The 18,387-nt window shown below is 60.1% G+C and carries 15 protein-coding genes and 3 pseudogenes; 11 read left to right on the top strand and 7 right to left on the bottom strand.

What is annotated here, in order from left to right:
- The first annotated feature begins 16 nt into the window (after positions 1-16).
- Positions 17-2,158, top strand: coding sequence for a cysteine peptidase family C39 domain-containing protein (locus tag BLR26_RS22965; protein ID WP_093385897.1), 2,142 nt, complete (start codon positions 17-19; stop codon positions 2,156-2,158).
- A 196-nt stretch (positions 2,159-2,354) separates the two neighbouring features.
- Here the strand turns inward: BLR26_RS22965 and BLR26_RS22960 are convergent, their stop codons facing one another.
- Entirely contained in the window at positions 2,355-2,609 is a 255-nt protein-coding gene (locus tag BLR26_RS22960; protein ID WP_143013303.1) for a hypothetical protein, read from the bottom strand.
- Positions 2,610-3,034: 425 nt separating this feature from the next.
- On the opposite strand from BLR26_RS22960, the gene BLR26_RS22955 reads away from it, so the two are divergent.
- Positions 3,035-4,099: a hypothetical protein gene (locus BLR26_RS22955; RefSeq protein WP_256326756.1), complete on the top strand. Its 1,065-nt coding sequence runs from the start codon at positions 3,035-3,037 to the stop codon at positions 4,097-4,099.
- Positions 4,100-4,485: 386 nt separating this feature from the next.
- Here the strand turns inward: BLR26_RS22955 and BLR26_RS22950 are convergent.
- Both BLR26_RS22950 and BLR26_RS22945 read right to left on the bottom strand, forming a co-directional pair.
- A protein-coding gene (locus BLR26_RS22950; RefSeq protein WP_093385890.1) for an IS3 family transposase occupies positions 4,486-5,648 on the bottom strand; the annotation gives its coding sequence in 2 pieces (ribosomal slippage) (positions 4,486-5,396 and positions 5,396-5,648; 1,164 coding nt in all).
- Between the two features lie 228 nt (positions 5,649-5,876).
- A pseudogene (locus BLR26_RS22945) lies at positions 5,877-6,581 on the bottom strand (mechanosensitive ion channel domain-containing protein); the annotation flags it as partial.
- A 144-nt stretch (positions 6,582-6,725) separates the two neighbouring features.
- On the opposite strand from BLR26_RS22945, the gene BLR26_RS22940 reads away from it, so the two are divergent.
- The gene (locus BLR26_RS22940) at positions 6,726-8,051 is read left to right on the top strand and encodes a DEAD/DEAH box helicase (RefSeq protein WP_045193399.1); all 1,326 of its coding nucleotides are present in this window, start codon (positions 6,726-6,728) and stop codon (positions 8,049-8,051) included.
- 96 nt (positions 8,052-8,147) lie between these two features.
- Here the strand turns inward: BLR26_RS22940 and BLR26_RS22935 are convergent, their stop codons facing one another.
- Entirely contained in the window at positions 8,148-8,417 is a 270-nt protein-coding gene (locus BLR26_RS22935) for a hypothetical protein (protein ID WP_093385885.1), read from the bottom strand.
- A 126-nt stretch (positions 8,418-8,543) separates the two neighbouring features.
- Here BLR26_RS22935 and BLR26_RS22930 point away from each other — a divergent pair, with 126 nt between their 5' ends.
- Both BLR26_RS22930 and BLR26_RS22925 read left to right on the top strand, forming a co-directional pair.
- Positions 8,544-8,936 carry a transcriptional regulator gene (locus BLR26_RS22930; RefSeq protein ID WP_093385881.1) on the top strand — a complete coding sequence of 131 codons (393 nt, stop codon included), beginning with the start codon at positions 8,544-8,546 and terminating at the stop codon, positions 8,934-8,936.
- 109 nt (positions 8,937-9,045) lie between these two features.
- A complete protein-coding gene (locus BLR26_RS22925; RefSeq protein WP_045193396.1) occupies positions 9,046-9,972 on the top strand; it encodes a DMT family transporter in 927 nt (308 codons plus the stop codon).
- On the opposite strand, the gene BLR26_RS22920 is transcribed toward BLR26_RS22925, so the two are convergent.
- The gene (locus tag BLR26_RS22920) at positions 9,923-11,104 is read right to left on the bottom strand and encodes a YbfB/YjiJ family MFS transporter (protein ID WP_093385876.1); all 1,182 of its coding nucleotides are present in this window, start codon (positions 11,102-11,104) and stop codon (positions 9,923-9,925) included. The two genes, BLR26_RS22925 and BLR26_RS22920, sit on opposite strands and share 50 nt — an antisense overlap.
- A 106-nt stretch (positions 11,105-11,210) precedes the next feature.
- Between BLR26_RS22920 and BLR26_RS22915 the strand changes: the two genes are divergently transcribed.
- Complete coding sequence (locus tag BLR26_RS22915; RefSeq protein ID WP_045193394.1) at positions 11,211-12,104, top strand: putrescine utilization regulator PtrR; 894 nt, start codon at positions 11,211-11,213, stop codon at positions 12,102-12,104.
- 124 nt (positions 12,105-12,228) lie between these two features.
- A complete protein-coding gene (locus BLR26_RS27560) occupies positions 12,229-12,354 on the top strand; it encodes a PA1414 family protein (RefSeq protein ID WP_010223057.1) in 126 nt (41 codons plus the stop codon).
- 54 nt (positions 12,355-12,408) lie between these two features.
- Here BLR26_RS27560 and BLR26_RS22910 read toward each other — a convergent pair whose 3' ends face one another.
- Both BLR26_RS22910 and speB read right to left on the bottom strand, forming a co-directional pair.
- Positions 12,409-13,788, bottom strand: coding sequence for a sodium:solute symporter family protein (locus BLR26_RS22910; RefSeq protein WP_093385872.1), 1,380 nt, complete (start codon positions 13,786-13,788; stop codon positions 12,409-12,411).
- A gap of 145 nt (positions 13,789-13,933) precedes the next feature.
- Positions 13,934-14,884, bottom strand: coding sequence for an agmatinase (gene speB / locus BLR26_RS22905; RefSeq protein ID WP_045193392.1), 951 nt, complete (start codon positions 14,882-14,884; stop codon positions 13,934-13,936).
- Between the two features lie 222 nt (positions 14,885-15,106).
- Between speB and BLR26_RS22900 the strand changes: the two genes are divergently transcribed.
- The 4 genes and pseudogenes from BLR26_RS22900 (at position 15,107) to BLR26_RS22890 (ending at position 18,379) form a co-directional block, all read left to right on the top strand.
- A complete protein-coding gene (locus BLR26_RS22900; RefSeq protein WP_045193391.1) occupies positions 15,107-16,000 on the top strand; it encodes a LysR family transcriptional regulator in 894 nt (297 codons plus the stop codon).
- Between the two features lie 135 nt (positions 16,001-16,135).
- Positions 16,136-16,447: pseudogene (locus BLR26_RS27810) on the top strand (PAS domain-containing protein); the annotation flags it as partial.
- Between the two features lie 279 nt (positions 16,448-16,726).
- Positions 16,727-17,701: pseudogene (locus BLR26_RS27805) on the top strand (methyl-accepting chemotaxis protein); the annotation flags it as partial.
- Between the two features lie 78 nt (positions 17,702-17,779).
- A complete protein-coding gene (locus BLR26_RS22890) occupies positions 17,780-18,379 on the top strand; it encodes a tRNA-uridine aminocarboxypropyltransferase (RefSeq protein WP_093385868.1) in 600 nt (199 codons plus the stop codon).
- Positions 18,380-18,387: the final 8 nt, after the last annotated feature.

The raw sequence follows: 18,387 nt of genomic DNA, 5'->3' as shown, positions 1-18,387 counted from the left end.
TTTTTGCGCGATCATAATGACTCCATATCTCATCACCAGCTTCGAGGAAGCGACGCTGGCAGCGTTGATTCATGAGCCATTTGGCTACGACCACGCTGACATCTTTGAAAAGCGTCAAATCAAGTACATCTATGGCTACCTGAAATCCTTCATGCCAGCCCTCATAGAGGGCAAGAAGACAGTCGGTAGCATCCTGCTTGAGCATGAATACATCGACCGGGACTTCCTGGAGGATTACTCGCGCTTCTATGTAGGGCGCTTTGGCAACGATGGCTCTCGATGCGCTCGTCTGCATTTCTTTGACTGTGATCTTACCCATAAGCAGATGGATGCTTTGCTAGCAGGCGACTCGGACGAAGTATTTGCGAGCCAGCCTCATCTCAAGCTCACCCTGGAGAGCCTGCAAGAGCACTACCTCGGCTTCATGGTGATTAAGCCACTTACCCGGACGTTCGTGGGTAAGACCTGCTTACGTGTCAGCGGTGACACAGGCCTTGGAAAGAAAAAAATAGCCAAGCGTTATGACGTCAACCTGTTTGGGCTCAAGCTTACAATCGATTCGATTGCCTTCCAAGAGCAGGACAAGGTCGTCGCAGCATGCGCTACCACCGCTATTTGGACTGCCTTGCATGGGTTTCCTGGGCGGGGCGTCAAGGAAATCAAGTCCTGCAGTGAGATCACCACGGCGGCTTTGAATTTTGTTGACGGCTCAAGCAATGGGTTCCCGAATAAAGAGCTAAGCAACAAGCAAATTCAACGAACTCTGGATGTAGAAGGGCTCCGTTATCACAACAGCGATTTTGAGAGAACAGACACCAAGCCTGAGTTCTTTCAAGAGTACCTGGCAGCCCATATCGATAGCGATCTGCCGGTCATTCTGACGGGTACGGTTTATGGCCTTCAGCCAGACGACTCTGAAGACAAGGTCAAGGCCGGCCATGCCATCACTGCGGTAGGTTACGATTTCCGTGATGGTAAGAAATGGGTCTATGTCCATGATGACCGACTCGGGCCCTATGCTCGTGCAGAAATGGTCATGCTTAGAGACTACTTGAAGGGTGAAACGCCTGAGGGGCAAGAAGATCGCTGGGGGCTCGCTATGTCCCTTGTTGAGCCGGACGCCACTAACCCCCACGAAATCATTGTCCCCGACATGGCGATAGTCCCGGCTGACAAGAAGACGCGTCTGCCCTTCAAGTATGCCTACGGCACTGCGGTGAGGATTGTGGAGCAGATTGAGGCGCTGATGCCGCTGGATCTTTGCCCTCTAATCGACATTCCGATGCCTAAGGTAAGCTTTAAGATCAAGCTCGTTTCCATTGCCCAGGCTCGAGACGAAGTTCGTGTGCATAAAACTCACCGCAAAGCTGGAGATACGCTAGGAAAGTGGAGCCTGGATGAATCTTTGTTGGTTCGCTGGAGAGAGGAGAAGCTTGGTTTCCTGACTGGGCATCTAGCGCGTTTGCAGTGGCAAATGGACTTTTTCTGGGAAAATGAGCTCGCCTTCAAGGTGTTCCTTGACGCTACAGATATTCCATCAGGAAACGCAATTTCAGGCGTTTACATGCATGATCCCATATATGCGGATGCCATGCTGGGGGCTTTCAAAGGTCAAGAATCCAAGGTTGGTGGCCTGAACGATCAGCATTTCTTCCCAGCATTTACGCGTGCTCTGAAGCGTCGCCGTGATGACTATGAAAATCACCTCAACGATAAATATGGGACGCTTCGAGCCCCGAACCATATCAAAGAGAACGAAGTTTCGCGGGACGGTAAGGGTACTAATAAAAGCCTCAACCGCTTTTGGGATCCCCAGCAAGTTTCTTTGGTAGAAATAGACAAGGCTTATAAAGAAGTTGCCGAGGATCCAACTTTAACAAGAAAGCTCATCTGGGCTATTGGCAAGGATGGCGTGCTTTTCATCGCTGAAGATGTTCCCCCACCTGAGGAGCTCGGTCATCCTAGTATGACCGGCATGCAGGCTGCGCGGATTGCTGGTGAGATACGCAACAAGGGCGATTTTTGGCAAGTCAACCATTTCTCTGGCCGGTACAGCAGTGATTATTCCCCGGCTGAAAGGGTTAAATACCTCAAAAATGCATTGTTGAAAATCCGATCGCTCTTCCCGCTTGACACTTTCGAAGTGTTCGACGCTTAAGAGTCTTTTGCTGCTTCCCAGTGCAACCTTTAGAATTTGAATTTATTGGTTGCCTGGGTAGTAGCGTCAAAGCAGACAAAATTTATTGCTGTTCCTTTTTAGCCTTCACAGGCTTCGTTCAGGGGCCAGAGCTTGCTCTGCGGCTCGCTCATAACACTGGATCATCGACGTCCAGGGTCAGGTCACATCTTTCGCATCATTCATTTTCAGTGGCGAAGAGCCGGCTGATCAAATCTCCTGTAGGTGTGCCCATGTACCGCGCCTTTAGCTCTTCCAATTTTGCTAAGCGGCGTTCCCCAGTCAGTAGGCTTAATCCATGCAGTGCGTTCACCAATTGCTGGGTGCCGACGATCTCATCCGCAATGTTCAGCCAAGCGGATCTGATCTGTTTTGCTTGGGCTTCCACCTCACGACTAGCGATCTGAGACTCGAGTAACTTGTTCCCGCTCACCAAGGTCTTCAGCGCAGTAAGCGATTGCTCAAGCTGGCCAACTGCTCACCGAGCCGGGAAGCTTGATCCAGACCCGCTGCCTTGCCGTCGACGTAGATGGTCTCCTCGTGTACACAGTATATCGCCAACGAACCATCACCATTCGCGAAGGTAGTTCAGTAACGAGCTTTTCAGGCCAGGGGTAGGGGAAGCAAGCTGAAGGGGCACGCCATCCTGATGATAGAGCTCGCCGATTGGCTGCTCGTGCTGTTGTTGAAGATCAGATACGGGGCGCTGTATGGCCAGGTTCGCGAGTCGAAAAAGGCAGGCGCCACTGTACTTTCACCGCTATTGGAAGGGTATCAAAGTGCTATCATTGCGTGCTTTGATGCCAGTGGATTCTCCGAAGATCCCAATGGCTTCGTAGGTGAACAGGGAGATGCAAGGTGGTGCAGGTCATTTCAGCGGGCGCCCGGCTTCGTAAGGGTATTCGCTCTTTTCAAAAAGCTCTGATCGACCAGGCAAAGTTACGTGGAACGGAAGATTGGGCATTTCCGAGTGGAGATCGAGCACCTTGCCGCACCTATGCTTTGGAGACCGATCTTGGGGAGATGCTATTTGCAATTCCTCCGCCTTGGGATGGACGACAGGCTCATTTGTTCAAGCTGGATTACAAGGGCGGTACGCTATCACCAGATGCTGAGATCAACATTCCTGATGGCCTGAACCGCAGTGTTTCGGGTCTGTTGGTAGCTGCTCCTCAGGGTGAAACCCTCATCTGTCATCGGGGCACCTTCACAGCGTTCCGTGGCCGGGTACCTCGCCAGTACGCCTTTGAGCACTTTCATGACTGGTTGATGGAAGTTGATGACGACGGTAGGGCGACAGATGTGATCGCCGTGTCATCAACAAACTCCCCCAGCATTGCGAATGACATCGCCGAGTTCCTATTCAAGGTAAAACGCCTCAAGGAACAGAGGAAGGCGGAGCTGGAGGAGGATGCCGAGGACTCAGATTCAGCTATCGACGACGAAGACGAATCGGGTGCGAAGTGGCGGGCACAGGAAGAATTTGAGGGCAGTAAGTCTTACACCCCAAGCCAAGATACCTGCGAGTACCAGTATCTTCACGGCCCGCTTTGCAATGCACTCCATCGCAGGTTGGATGAGCTTGTTGAGGGGCATCCCAAACTCAAGGTTGGCAAACATCGTGTTGATCTGGCGCTTGTTGACCAGGCATCTGAGAAGGCCAAGGCGATCTTCGAGGTCAAGACCAGCGCCTCAATGTCAGCACAGCTCTACACTGCTTTTGGGCAGCTTGCGTACTACAAGCATCGGTTCGGTAATGCCAACACCAAGCTCTTCTTGGTGCTTCCAGCGAGCACTGCATCTGACTTCGCTGCAGCCGAGTTCTTCGCCCAGGCCAACATCCAAGTGCTGTTCGGTGAGGCCGGCGTTTTTGAGAATAGCAAGGGCGAGAGACTGGAAGAGGTGCTGAGCAGCATCTTGTAGAAGCTCGCTAAGCCGCTGCTCAGTCTATGAATGTCAACTCGGTTTGCAACGAGGTTGGCATTACAGCTCCCCTGGCGGCTCGTGGTCTTCGTTGAGGCGCTGGAGCAAGGCAAGGCTTCCTGTGCGACACTCACCGTAAATTTCAGACCTGTTAGACCGCCATCTCGCTTCAGGTCTGCAAGCTCTAGCGGGGATTCATTTTGCCGTGTGACATCGTCACAAATTGAGGCGTGGTGTCGGCAGCAAGTATTGGGAGCGGCTTGGTCATAGCTATCGATCTTTCGGGCTCGAAGAGTCCGGCTCCATCACGGCAAGTCCTTATCAAGGCAGGGGGGCGGAGCAGATGCGCCGGAAATTCGTCGGGGGATGAGGTGGTACTGTAGTGGTCAACTAATCCCGGACACTGCGTTAAGTTTTTCCTCGGCCACAGCGGGCGCCAGCCCGCTGTTAAATTGATGTGGCCGTTGCCAGTTGTAGCGCTGCATCAAAAACCGGCCGATATCCTGCTGTGCTAACGAAGCGCTCATGTAGCCCACGGTCGGTATCCATTCCGTTTTCAGGCTGCGAAACAACCGTTCCATCGGTGCATTGTCGTGGCAGTTTCCACGTCGACTCATGCTCTGGTTGAAGCGATAGCGCCACAGTCGCTGACGGAAGCCTCGGCTGCCGTACTGGTTTCCTTGGTCGCTGTGAAACAGAACGTTTTGAGGCCGACCACGCTGCTCATAGGCCATATCCAAAGCCTTGATAACCAGGTCAGCGTCAGGCTTCGATGAAAACGCCCAGCCCACCACGCGACGGGCGAACAGATCGATCACAGCCGCCAAATAGTGCCAGCGACCTTGAGCCCAGACATACGTGATGTCACCGCACCAGACCTCATTCGGCGCCGACACGGTGAACTCTCGATCCAACACGTTCGGGATATCCGGCCGCTCCACCGTCGCCTTTTTATAGGCATGTGAGCCAGGTTGCTTGCTGATCAACTTCATTTCGCTCATCAGCTTGCGCACCTTGAATCGCCCAATCTCTATGCCGTCCGCGCGCATCATGAGCATGATGCTTCGGCTGCCCGCCGCGCTGCGGCTTTGAGTGAACAGCTCGTTCACTCGGCTGCGTAAAACCAATCGCTCAACGTCCGGAGATCGGCGCTTGCGGCAGTGCGCGTAATAGCAAGACCGGGTGACTTCAAATACCGAGCACAACAGATCAACAGGCTCTTCAGAACGAAGTTGATCAATTAACGCGAACGCTCGTGCTCCTCGGCCATCAAGAGCGCGGTGGCCTTTTTTAAGATCGATTTTTCCCGTTCCAGCCGATTGATTCGGGCTTCTAATTCCTGGATTTTTTGCTGCTCGGGCGTCAGCGCCTTGCTGGTCGGAGTGACACCGCCTCGCTCTTGCTGGAGCTGGTTGACCCATCGACGCAGGGCCGACTCCACCAGCCCAAGTGAACGGGCGGCATCGATATGGCTATAGCCTTGGTCGAGCACCAGGCTGGCAGCTTCGCGCTTGAATTCTGGGGTAAAGGTACGACGTTGCTTGGTCATCAGACACCTCTCTATGGCGAGCATTTTCGCCTAAATGGGTGTCCGGAATCATTAGACCACTACAGGACTTCAGCGAAGTCGGTTAGGAGGGGAGGGAGCGGTGCGCTGCAAGGCTTGAGAGAGGAGGGGAGGGCTCAGTTCGCTTTGCCTGCATTCCTTTTGAGCAGGCTTGTTGCTGTCAAGATTGCCGCGAGCTCACGATACGTCGAAGTAGGCTTCAACTCACGCGTAGTTCTGCACCTTGACCGTGTGCAGGGTGATGTCGACCACGTCGCCGTCGGCGCCGACCTGGGGCATCTCGATCCAGTCGCCGACCCGCAGCATGTCGTTGCTGGTCAACTGCACGCTGGCGACGAACGACAGCAGGGTGTCCTTGTAGACCAGCAAGATGACCGCCGACATGGCGCCCAGACCCGAGAGCAGCAATAGCGGCGAGCGGTCGATCAGGGTGGCGACGATAACGATGGCGCCGAACACGAACAGGACCATCTTCGCCAGTTGCACGTAACCCTTGATCGAGCGGGTGCGGGCGTGCTCGGTGCGCGCGTAGATGTCCAGCAGGGCGTCGAGCAGGGCGCTCAGGGCCAGGGTCAGGAACAGGATGGTGAAGGCCAGGGCGAGGTTGCCGAGAAAGTGCTGGCTGGTGGCGCTCAGCTCCGGCACCAGTTTGAGGCCAAATTGCACCACCAGTGACGGGGTGGTCTGGGCCAGGCGCTGGAACACCTTGTTCTCGCGCAGGTCATTGACCCAGTGCAGGGCTGGCTGGCGGCCAAGCAGACGGGCGGCGTGCAGCACCAGAAAGCGCGCCACGCGGCCGAGCAGCAGGGCGATCACCAGCAATACGCCCAGGCCGATACCGGCGTGCAGTAGCGGGTGTTGATCAAGGGTGCCCCAGAGGTCCAGGGTGTTTTGCCACAGCTGTTGAATGTCCATAACGGTGTCGTAAAGGGTCCGCAAGTCGAAAACAAGGCCATTAGAGCGCGGATCGGCAAGAAGTTGCCAAAAGAAATTCGGCTCCGACGCCGGAAAACGTTACCCTATGCAACTGAATTTTTTGCACATGCCCGAGGTACACCCGTGTTTTCCCAATTCGCCCTGCACGAACGCCTGCTCAAAGCCGTGGCCGAGCTGAAATTTGTCGAGCCGACGCCGGTGCAGGCAGCGGCCATCCCTTTGGCGTTGCAAGGGCGTGACCTGCGGGTGACGGCGCAAACCGGTAGCGGCAAGACCGCAGCCTTCGTCCTGCCGATGCTCAACCGCCTGGTTGACCTCAAGCAGAAGCGCGTCGAAATTCGCGCCCTGGTGCTGTTGCCGACCCGCGAGCTGGCGCAGCAGACCCTCAAGGAAGTCGAGCGCTTCTCCCAGTTCACTTTCATCAAGGCCGGGCTGATCACCGGTGGCGAAGACTTCAAGGAGCAGGCCGCGATGCTGCGCAAGGTGCCGGACGTGCTGATCGGCACCCCGGGCCGCTTGCTCGAGCAGCTCAATGCCGGCAACCTGCACCTGGAGCATGTCCAGGTGATCGTGCTCGATGAAGCCGACCGCATGCTCGACATGGGCTTTGCCGAAGACGTCGAGCGCCTGTGCAACGAGTGCCCGAATCGTGAACAGACCATGCTGTTCTCCGCCACCACTGGCGGTGCCGGCCTGCGCGACATGATCGGCAAGGTGCTGAAAACCCCTGAGCACCTGATGCTCAACAGCGTCAGCCAGCTGGCCGAAGGCACCCGCCAGCAGATCATCACCGCGGACCACAACCAGCACAAAGAACAGATCGTGCAGTGGTTGCTGGAGAACGAGACCTACGACAAGGCGATCATCTTTACCAATACCCGGGTGATGGCCGACCGCATCTACGGTCACCTGGTGGCCAAGGACTACAAGGCTTTCGTTCTGCACGGCGACAAGGACCAGAAAGACCGCAAGCTGGCCATCGAACGCTTGAAGCAGGGCGGCGCCAAGATTCTCGTCGCCACCGACGTCGCCGCCCGCGGCCTGGACGTCGACGGCCTGGACCTGGTGATCAACTTCGACATGCCACGCAGCGGCGACGAATACGTGCACCGCATCGGCCGTACCGGCCGTGCCGGTAACGAAGGCCTGGCGGTGTCGTTGATCTGCCACGGCGACTGGAACCTGATGTCGAGCATCGAGCGCTACCTGAAGCAGACCTTCGAGCGCCGGGTGATCAAGGAAGTCAAAGGCACCTACACCGGGCCGAAGAAGGTCAAGGCCTCGGGCAAGGCGGCCGGTGTGAAAAAGAAAAAGACCGATAAAAAAGGCGACAAGAAGGTCGTGGCCAAGCGCAAGCCAACAGCCAAGCCAAAGCCTAACGCGCCGCTGGCCAGCGCCGACGGCCTGGCACCGCTCAAGCGCCGCAAACCGGCGCCGGCTGCGGAGTAAGCGCCGGCTTCATAGCCCTCCCACAGGTTCTTTGCAGCCCTTGTGGGAGCGGCGGTGCGGCGACCCGACTTGACCCGCGATTGTTTCACCCCGATTTCAAGTCTTCTTCTCAGCGTTCTTCAATTCCTGCATCCGCTTGTCGATCAGTTGGCACTTGTCCGGCAAGTCCTTGCTGGCAGTGCCGAGCTCCATCTTCTGCAGCTCGTCGTTGATCTCCTTGGCCTTCTGCGGGTTCTGCTCGGTGAGCTTGCTCACTTCCTTGGCCAGTTCTTCGCGCTTGGCCGTCGCTTCTTCCAGCGTGCACGCCCAGCCGGGCAGGGCCAGCAGCAGGCTGGCGGCGGCTGCAATGTTCAACAGGGTTTTCATCGGCAGGCTCCCGGGCAATCAAGGTGAAGTCTTGCGGTTGAGCCTCGCCGGGCGGCGAAAGTTCAGTCGAACCGCAGCCGCGTACACCGGTCACAATCTTACCTACCCCTGATTGAGGCTATGCCGATGACCACCTACGACTGGGACCTGATCGAACGCCTGTTGCACGAAGCGCAGAACAGCGCCGGCCACAGTTTTACCCCCAGGCCTTACGCCGAGCAGCATGCAGCCCAGCTCGCGGCCGAGGGCGCGGCCCCTGGCGATCTCGATCATCTGAAAACCCTGGCATGTGAGTATGAAAAGCTGCTGTTCGAGCGCGGTTACTTTGCCTCACGCCCGGAAGACGAGGGCGGCAACGGCGAGAACTTCATCCTTACCGAGCGGGGCTCGCGGCTGCTGAGCCTGCTGGACAGCAGCATTCCGGGCAACGATCACCCACGCCAGGTGCTGGATGAACAGGAGGATGCACTGGACGAGGCTACTTTCGATCATTTGGCCTCCAAGGCGCAGATTGCCTGAAGCAGGTAACACAAGGCTGGCATTGAGCGGCCGCCGCCGCTGATAATCGGCGCTGGATCCACTTCTGCCGAGAGCCTGCCATGTTGCTGCCAGAAACCGGGGGCGCCCGATGAGCGCCAGCCGCCGCAATACCGATGCCTTTGCCCTGCAAGTGATGCTGGTGCTGTGCCTGATCTGGGGCATCCAGCAGGTGATGATCAAGTGGGCCGCACCGGATATTGCCCCGGTAATGCAGCAAGCCATGCGCTCGGGGATGGCGGCATTGCTGGTCGGCCTGCTGATGTGTTTTCGTGGCGGCTGGGACCAGGTCTCCAGCACCTGGCGCGGCGGGCTACTGGCCGGTTCCCTGTTTGGCCTGGAGTTTCTGTTCATCGCCGAAGGCCTGAAGCTGACCTCGGCGGCGCACATGTCGGTATTCCTCTACACCGCACCGGTGTTTACCGCCCTGGGCTTGCATTTCATGCTGCCCAGCGAGCGGCTGCGGCCCTTGCAGTGGCTGGGCATCCTGCTGGCCTTTGGCGGTATTGCCTTCGCCTTTGCCGGTGGCGTTTCCCTTGAGCATCTGGACGCACAAATGCTGCTCGGTGATGCCTTCGGGGTGCTGGCGGGCCTGGCCTGGGGCGCAACCACCGTGGTGGTGCGCGCTTCGCGGCTGTCGGAGGCGCCAGCGACCTTGACGCTGTTCTATCAACTGGCGGTCGGTTTTGTCGGCCTGCTGTTGATCGCTGTCGCCAGTGGCCAGGTTACCCAGGTGCAGTTCACCCCGCTGTCGATCGGCAGCCTGCTGTTTCAGGGCCTGATCGTGTCGTTTTTCAGCTACCTGACCTGGTTCTGGCTGCTGCGCCGCTATCTGGCCTCGAACCTGGCGGTGTTCTCGTTCATTACTCCGTTGTTCGGGGTGACTTTCGGCGTGCTGTTGCTGGGCGAGCCGTTGAGCCTGAATTTCGTCCTCGGCGCGATCATGGTGCTGCTCGGGGTGACCCTGGTCAGCGCTGAGCAGTGGGTGCGCCGGCGCCTGCGCAGCCTGCTCGGCTAGCCTGCGGGCGCAACAGCAGCAGGCCGGCGAGCACCAGGCCGCTGGCGGCGATCAGCAGCGCTGCCTGCAGGCTGCCGGCGAACTGATTGCTCAGCGCCGCCAGCAGCGGTCCACTGAGCTGGCCCAGGGCAAAACAGGCGGTCAAAAGCCCGGCATTGCGCTGGCTGGCGTGCGGTGCCAGCTCCCGCGAGCGTTGCATTACCAGTTGCATGCAGGCCAGGAACGGGCCGCCACAGAGGATTACCCCCAGCGCCAGGCCCGGGCCGTTGCCCAGCAGGCAGGCGAACACGCCGGCGGCCTGCAGCCACAGGGTCGCGATCAGCCAGCTTGAGGTGCTGCCCATGCCCGGGCGGCGCAGGCTGACCAGCACCACGCCCAGCGCCGCCGCCAGACCAAAACCGGGCCAGAACAGGTCGGCCAGCCACTGCCCGTGAAAGCGCGCACTGGCCATCTGCGACATGAAGGTCGCGGGGATGATATAGCCAATACCGTACAGGGCATACACCAGGCCGAGGCGGGCAATTCCTTGCCCGGCTGGCTGGACGCGCGCCCCGCTGACAGTAGGCGCTAGCGTCTGCGGGCGTGGCAGCGCTGGCAGCGCGATCAGCAGCATCAACAGGGCAACGGCGGCATAGATTAACCACAGCGGCGCCGAGCCCAGTCCGTTGAGGTTGGCGATCAGCGCCAGCATTCCGGTTAAAAAAATTCCCACCCCGGGCCCGGCAAACACCAGGGCGCCGAGCCGTGGCCGATTGCTGGCCGCTGCCACCTGCTGGCTGAGGCTGGTGAGCATCACCAGCACCCAGGCGCTGGCCACGCCGGTGCCAAAGCGCAGCAGCAGATGGGCCCAGAAACCGCTGGCCGAGAACGACGCCAGGGTCAGCACGACGCACAGCCACAGACCGCCGTGCAGGCGCGCGCTGACCTGGCCCGGGCGGCGGACGAACATGGCGTCCAGGGCGCCGAGCAGATAGCCCAGGTAGTTGGCGGCGGCGATCAGGCCGGCGGCGGTCAGGCTGACCTGCCCTTCGCTGATCAGGTGCGGCAGCTGTGGAGTGAGGGCGAAGCGGCCGATGCCCATGGCCATCATCAGGGCAACGACACAGGCGAGAAGGCGAACAACTGGCGACATGGCGGCAATTCCTGCACAAGCGTGAATGACCGTCAGGCTAAAGCCGGTTGACTTTCAATAAAATTGAATAATGATGAGCAACTTGTTCTGTTTTGGAGAATAGCTCGTGGAGCTCAGCCAATTGCGGATTTTCCAGGCGGTGGCCGAGGAGGGCTCGGTGACCCGCGCCGCCGAGCGCCTGCACCGGGTGCCGTCGAACCTGTCGACGCGCCTGCGCCAGCTCGAAGAGCAACTGGGCGTTGAGCTGTTTCGCCGCGAGCGCCAGCGCTTGCAGCTGTCGCCGGCGGGCAAGGTGCTGCTCGATTACGCCGGGCGCATGCTCGCCCTGCACGATGAGGCCTTTGCCGCCGTGCAGGGCGGGCAGCCGGCCGGGGAGTTCGTGCTGGGCTCGATGTACAGCACTGCGGCCATTCATTTGCCCGACTTGCTGGCCCGTTACCACAGCGCTTACCCGGCGGTGAACCTGCAGGTGCAGGCGGCGCCCAGCGGCGAGTTGCTCGAAGGCTTGCTCAGCGGCCGCCTAGATGCCGCCCTGGTCGACGGGCCGCTGGCCCTGGCCGGGCTCGACGGCGTGCCGCTGTGCGACGAAACCCTGGTGCTGATCACCGAACCCGGCCATGGGCCGGTGCGCAGTGCTCGCGATGTCGCCGGGCGGGCGGTGTTCACCTTTCGTCAAGGCTGTTCGTACCGGATGCGCCTGGAGGCCTGGTATGCCCACGATCACGCGGCCATGGGCCGGGTCATGGAAATCGAGTCGTACCCGAGCATGCTCGCCTGTGTGATAGCCGGGGCTGGGGTTGCGTTGATGGCGCAGTCGATGCTCGACAGCCTGCCGGGCCGCGAACGGGTGGCGGTGCATCGCCTGCAGGCGCCGTTCGATCAGGCCACCACCTGGCTGATGTGGCGCAAGGGCATGCGCGGGGCGAATTTGAGCGCCTGGATCGATTTGCAACAAGGGGAAACAGTTACCCAGGCAGCGCAGATGGCGCAGGAGGCTTGATTGAGATCAAACTTGCCCTCAAGTCATGTTGCACAGACATGCGCATTGCAATACTTGGGACTATGATCTGTATGAAGCATCGCAGGATTTATTCGCCGTGCAGGCTGACCCGTAAGGGGGAGTTATGAGAAACCATCTGTTCAACTGGCTCCACGACCTGGCCGCTGCCCTGGGCCTGATCCCGCCACCGCTGCAGCCGGTGCCGATCCCTACCGACGAAGAACAGCGCAAGCGCCAGCCACGTCGCTAGAACAAATCGGCCGCCGCATCATTGCTGATGCGACGGCCGTGGTGCACCTGTCTATCAGGCCAGGTTGACGGCGCCTACCGGGCGGCGCGACATCAGGCTGACTACCACAAAGCTCACCAGGCCGATCGCCAGGCTGTAGTAGATCGGCGTGTTGGCGTCCATCCCATCTATGATCATGAACGCCAGGGCGGTGACGAAGCCCAGGGTCATGCTGGTGATCGCCGCCGCAGTGGTGGCGCGTTTCCAGTAGATGGCGCCGATCAGCGGAATCAGCATGCCGCCCACCAGCAGGTTGTAGGCGAGGGTCAAGGCGCTGATCACATCGGTTACCACCAGGGCGATACCCAGTACGGCAATACCGGTCAGCAGGGTGAACAGGCGGTTGATGCCCAGGCTCGACTGCTTGCCGCCGCGCAGTTTCGGCAGCAGGTCTTCGGTCAGGACCGTGGAGGCGGCCAGCAGGCCGGCACTGGCGGTGGACATCATCGCTGCCAGCGCAGCGGCAATCACCAGGCCACGGATACCGTCAGGCAGGGTGGATTTGACGATCGCGGCAAAGGCGTTGTTGGCGTTGTCCAGGTCCGGCAGGAGGACATGCGCGGCCATGCCGATCAGTGCGCACACCAGGCCGTAGATCACGCAGTACACGCCAGCAGTGGTGCCTGCGTACTTGGCGACTTTCTCGTCACGGGCGGTGAACACCCGTTGCCAGATGTCCTGGCCGATCAGGATGCCGAAGAAGTAGATCAGGAAGTAGGTGATGATGGTGTCCCAGCCGATGGTGGTCAGGCTGAAGTTGCTGGCCGGCAGCTTGGCCACCAGTTGATCCCAGCCACCGACCTTGTACAGGCAGATGGGCAGCAGGACGAACATCAGGCCGACGGTCTTGATCACGAACTGGACGATGTCGGTCAGGGTCAGCGACCACATGCCGCCGATGGTCGAGTACACCACCACGACGCCACCACCGAGCAGGATCGCGCCCCAGAATGGCAGGTCGAACAGCACTTGCAAAACGGTGCCGATGGCCAGGGTCGAGGTCACCGCGATCATCAGCGCGTAGGCAAGCATGATCACCGCACTGGCCTGGCGGGCCATGGGGTTGTAGCGTTTTTCCAGCACCTGGGTAACGGTGAAGATCTTCAGGCGCAGCAGCGGCTTGGCCAGGAACAGGTTCAGGGCGATGATGCCCAGGCCCAGCGCGGCGCACAGCCAGAAGCCGGAAATCCCGTGGACATAGCCCAGGCGTACGGTGCCGACGGTCGACGCGCCGCCCAGTACCGTGGCGGCCATGGTGCCCATGTACAGGCTAGGGCCCAGGTTGCGCCCGGCCACCAGGTAATCTTCATGGGTTTTTGCCCGGCGCATGCCGAACCAGCCGAGCGCGAGCATGCCGGCGGCATAAATCAGAACAACGAATATGTCCAAGGCCATGGGTGTCTCCAATTATCTTTATTATGGTGAGATCGACCCCGGCGCCAGGCAAGCCTGGCGCCGGGTCATTCGTCTACTCAGTGGGCCGTCGTTGCGGCCCGACTGTCATGGCTCCTGCCCTGTTGCAACTCCTGGTGTACTACCGTTAGCGGCGAACCACGCCCGGCAGTGCACAGAGCATTTCGTACAGCAGGTTGGCACCGAGCAGCGAGGTGTTGCCGGTGGTGTCGTAAGGTGGCGAGACTTCAACCAGGTCGCAGCCGATCAGGTCCAGGCCCTGGCAACCACGGATGATTTCCATCGCCTGGATGGTGGTCAGGCCGCCGATTTCCGGGGTGCCGGTGCCCGGTGCCCAGGCCGGGTCGATACCGTCGATGTCGAAGCTCAGGTACACCGGGCCGCCACCGACTTTCTCGCGCACTTCGGCCATCAACGGCTCCAGCGACTTGTGCCAGCACTCTTCGGCCTGGACCACACGGAAGCCCTGCTTGCGGCTCCAGTTGAAGTCTTCGGCGGTATAGCCCTGGGCGCGCAGGCCGATCTGCACCACGCGGTCGCAGTCCAGCAGGCCTTCTTCGACGGCGCGGCGGAAGGTGGTGCCGTGGGCGATCTTCTCGCCGAACATGTGATCGTTGACGTCGGCGTGGGCATCGATGTGCACCAGCCCGACCTTGCCGTGCTTCTTGTGGATAGCGCGCAGGATCGGCAGGGTGATGGTGTGGTCGCCGCCCATGGTCATGGGGATGACGTTGTGTTCGAGGATCTCGTCGTAGGCTTCTTCAATGATCCGCACGGCGTCGAGCAGGTTGAAGGTGTTGATCGCCACGTCGCCGATATCGGCAACCGACAATGAATCGAAGGGCGCAGCGCCAGTGGCCATGTTGTACGGGCGGATCATCACCGATTCGGCGCGGATCTGCCGTGGGCCGAAGCGGGTGCCGGAGCGCAGCGAGGTGCCGATGTCCAGGGGGATGCCGATGAACGCGGCATCCAGGCCTTCGGCGCTTTGCAGGTGAGGGAGACGGAGCATGGTGGCGATGCCGCCGAAGCGCGGCATTTCGTTGCCGCCCAGTGGTTGGTGCAGAATCTTGTCCACGGTCGGGCCTCATCGATTCGATTGTTCTAGTTGTTGGAACCTGTCTGGCTGGCCTGGGGCAACCCCTGAAATGCCGGCAAGCAGGTGCATTGCGGCAGAGTCTGCAAAAGGTAGTGGATGAAAAGAATCGCTACAGGCAAATACTTAGTTCAGGTTTTTCTGAACTAATGCCGGTATTGCGGTTAGAATCCGGCCATCTGTAGCCCTGCGGACCGCGATTACATGGCCTCTGCCTTGCCCGACCTGAAACTCCTGCGCATCTTCGTCAGCATCGTGCGCCACCAGGGGTTTGCCAACGCCCAGCGCGAGCTGAACCTGTCGACCTCGGCCATCAGTACCTACATGAGCCAGCTCGAGGCGGCCCTTGGCATCGTCCTTTGCCATCGCGGCCGTGGCGGTTTCAGCCTGACCAGCAAGGGTGAACTGTTCCACCAGGAGACCTTGCGCCTGCTGGCAGAAATGGACGGTTTCGAGCAATACGCGGCGGCGCTCAAGGGGGAATTGCGCGGTACCCTCAACCTTGGGGTGATCGACTCCACCGTCGGTGATCGGGCCTTGCCTTTGGCTGAAGCTATCGGTGCCTACAGCCAGGAGCACCCCGCGGTGCACTTGCACCTGTCGGTGTCGAGCCCCTACGAGCTGCAACTGGGGGTGCAGGACAACCGCCTGGACCTGGCCATCGGCGCCTTTTCCACGCGCATGAGCGGGCTGGTGTATCAGCCGTTGTACCGCGAGCAACATTGGCTGTATTGCAGCAACCGCCACCCGCTGTTCAACGAGCGGCGCATTCCCGAGCAGGTGATTACCCAGCAGCGCATGGTCGGTCGCGGCTACTGGAGCCAGGCTGAACTTGCCCGCCACGGTTTCAAGCACAGCGCGGCAACGGTGGAGAGCATGGAGGCGCAACTGATCCTGGTGTTGTCCGGCGCCTATATCGGCTACCTGCCGGAACACTATGCCCAGGCCTGGGCTGACAAGGGCGATTTGCGGGTGTTATCACCGGCGACCTTCGGCTATCAGGCGCCGTTCTCCATGATCATTCGCCGTGGCCGCAGCCGCGAACCCTTGATCCAGACCTTTCGCGATCTGCTCAAGGCGCAACTCACTCCAGCCTGAACGAAACGGCCCCTGAAAAATTTAGTCGTGGCTGCAAAAATTCCTGAAAATATCGGCCGCAACCCCGTAATTGCTCTGCTAAACCTGTATTGGCTTGATGAAACTTCCCATCTCTCCTTTGCAGGGATCGCCCAGATGCGCATGAATTTGCCCGTCACTGAGCATGAAAGAACCTTTCCGAGCGAACAGCGGCTGATTTCCACTACCGACCTCAATAGCCGCATCACCTATTGCAACGACGCCTTTGTCGCCATCAGCGGTTTTACCTACGAGGAATTGCTCGATCAGCCGCACAACCTGGTGCGTCATCCGGACATGCCCCCCGCGGTGTTCGGGCATATGTGGGAAACCATCAAACAGGGCAAACCCTGGATGGGCGTGGTGAAGAACCGCGCCAAAAACGGCGACTTTTACTGGGTCAGCGCTTACGTTACGGCGATTTACGAAAACGGCCGGATCAGCGGCTACGAGTCGGTGCGCTCGGTACCGACCCGCGAGCAGATCCGCCGGGCCACGGCGTTGTATGCACGGTTGCGCCAGGGGCGCAGCCCGGTGCCGCTGGCGGCTCGACTGGGCGCGACAGTGGAACACGGCTGGCCCTTGGTCGGCGCTGGTATTTTGTCTGTGATCAGCTATTTGTGGCTGCCCCAGTACGCCGCCCTGGGTGTGCTGATGGCCAGCCTGCTCAGCGCCTGGTACCTGATCGAGGCGCGGCAGAACCGGGTAATCCGCCGCACCCTGGGCGAACACCCGAAAGCCTTTACCAGCCCTCTGGTTGCCCTGACCTACAGCGACAACAGCGGCCTGCAGGGCCAGCTGGACCTGGCGATCATCAGTGAAGAAGCCCGCTTGCAAACGGCCCTGACGCGCCTGGTGGATGCCGGTGTCGGGGTCAAGACGCGCGCCGCGCAATCCTCCGACCTGTCCGGGGCCCAGGCGCAGATGCTCGACAAGCAACGCAGCGAAACCGATCAGTCGGCCACGGCGATTGCGCAAATGGCAGCGACCATCCAGGAAGTGACGCACAACGTGCAGAACACCGCTACGGCCGCCTCCGATGCCGATCACCTGGCCCAGCAGGGCAGTGACCTGGCGCAGCAAAGCCTGCGCGCCATGGGCAGCATGGCCGAGGCGGTCAGCGACATCGGCCAGGCGGTCAATGCCCTGGCCGACCAGACCCAGTCGATCGGCAGCGTGGTCGATGTCATCACCTCGATTGCCGAGCAGACCAACCTGCTGGCGCTCAACGCGGCGATCGAGGCGGCGCGGGCCGGCGAGCAGGGCCGGGGCTTTGCCGTGGTCGCCGACGAGGTGCGCTCGCTGGCCCAGCGTACCCGTACCTCGACCGAGGAGATCCACCAGATTATCGCCTCGTTGCGCGCCGGCGCCGAGCGGGCGGTGTCCAGTGCCAGCAAGGGCGAGCAGATCTCCCGCGACAGCGTGCACAGCGTCGAGGCGGTGCAGTCGGCGCTGGTGGGCATCACCCAGGCGGTCAGCCGCATCACCGGCATGAGCCAGCAGATGGCCACAGCCTCGGAACAGCAGAGTCATGTCGCCGAGGACATCAACCAGCAGATCACCCGCATTGCCCAGCTCTGCGATCACAGCGCCGGGCAGGCCAAGCAGGGCGCCGAGATCAGCCAGGACCTGGAACGCATGGCCGATTACTTGTACAGCCTGGCCGAACGTTTCAACCGCTGAAGCTTTTCGTCTCTCCCACAGGGAAGTGGGCTTTTTTCGGGGCTGCTGTGGCACACTTTGCCCGCTCAGGAGAACCCGATGTCCAGAATCCACTGCGAGCGCTGCCTGCGCCCACAAGCCCATTGCCTTTGTCCGCTAATCCCTTCCCTCGACAGCCGTACCCGCGTGCTGTTGTTGCAGCATCCCAGTGAAGTGCGCCACGCCCTCAATACCGCCAAGCTGGCGGCGCTTGGCTTGCGCAATGCGCAATTGCACGTGGGCGAAGTGTTCGAGGATCTGCCTGAGCTGCTGCAAGCACGGGGGTACCGCAGTGCCCTGCTGTTTCCGGGCGATGCGGCGCAGCCGCTGGTGGCCTATGCCGACGGCGAGGATCAGCGACCGTGGCAACTGGTGGTGCCTGATGGTACCTGGCGCAAGGCGAGCAAGTTGCTGCATGTGAACCCGTTGCTTGGCACGTTGCCGCGGGTAACCCTGGCCCAGGTCCTGCCTTCGCGCTATCGCCTGCGCAAAGCGCCGCAGGCGGGGGCAGTATCGACTCTGGAGGCACTGGTGCAGGCGCTCAACGTGCTGGAGGCGCCGGTTAATTTTGACGCGCTGTTAAAACCGTTCGAGGCGCTGATCGAGGGGCAGATTGCGGCGATGGGGCGCGAGACCTACGAGCGCAATCATCTGCGTTGAGCCACTGC

Source organism: Pseudomonas sp. UC 17F4 (assembly GCF_900101695.1).
GTDB lineage: Bacteria > Pseudomonadota > Gammaproteobacteria > Pseudomonadales > Pseudomonadaceae > Aquipseudomonas.
This window is presented reverse-complemented; position numbering and strand designations above follow the sequence as displayed.

Excerpts from the sequence above, each read along its gene's own strand:
- BLR26_RS22890 (WP_093385868.1), top strand. The coding sequence starts at position 17,780 with ATGTCCAGAATCCACTGCGAGCGCTGCCTGCGCCCACAAGCCCATTGC.
- BLR26_RS22900 (WP_045193391.1), top strand. The coding sequence starts at position 15,107 with ATGGCCTCTGCCTTGCCCGACCTGAAACTCCTGCGCATCTTCGTCAGC.
- BLR26_RS22930 (WP_093385881.1), top strand. The coding sequence starts at position 8,544 with ATGACCACCTACGACTGGGACCTGATCGAACGCCTGTTGCACGAAGCG.
- BLR26_RS22920 (WP_093385876.1), bottom strand. The coding sequence starts at position 11,104 with ATGTCGCCAGTTGTTCGCCTTCTCGCCTGTGTCGTTGCCCTGATGATG.
- BLR26_RS27560 (WP_010223057.1), top strand. The coding sequence starts at position 12,229 with ATGAGAAACCATCTGTTCAACTGGCTCCACGACCTGGCCGCTGCCCTG.
- BLR26_RS22965 (WP_093385897.1), top strand. The coding sequence starts at position 17 with ATGACTCCATATCTCATCACCAGCTTCGAGGAAGCGACGCTGGCAGCG.
- BLR26_RS22935 (WP_093385885.1), bottom strand. The coding sequence starts at position 8,417 with ATGAAAACCCTGTTGAACATTGCAGCCGCCGCCAGCCTGCTGCTGGCC.
- BLR26_RS22910 (WP_093385872.1), bottom strand. The coding sequence starts at position 13,788 with ATGGCCTTGGACATATTCGTTGTTCTGATTTATGCCGCCGGCATGCTC.
- BLR26_RS22925 (WP_045193396.1), top strand. The coding sequence starts at position 9,046 with ATGAGCGCCAGCCGCCGCAATACCGATGCCTTTGCCCTGCAAGTGATG.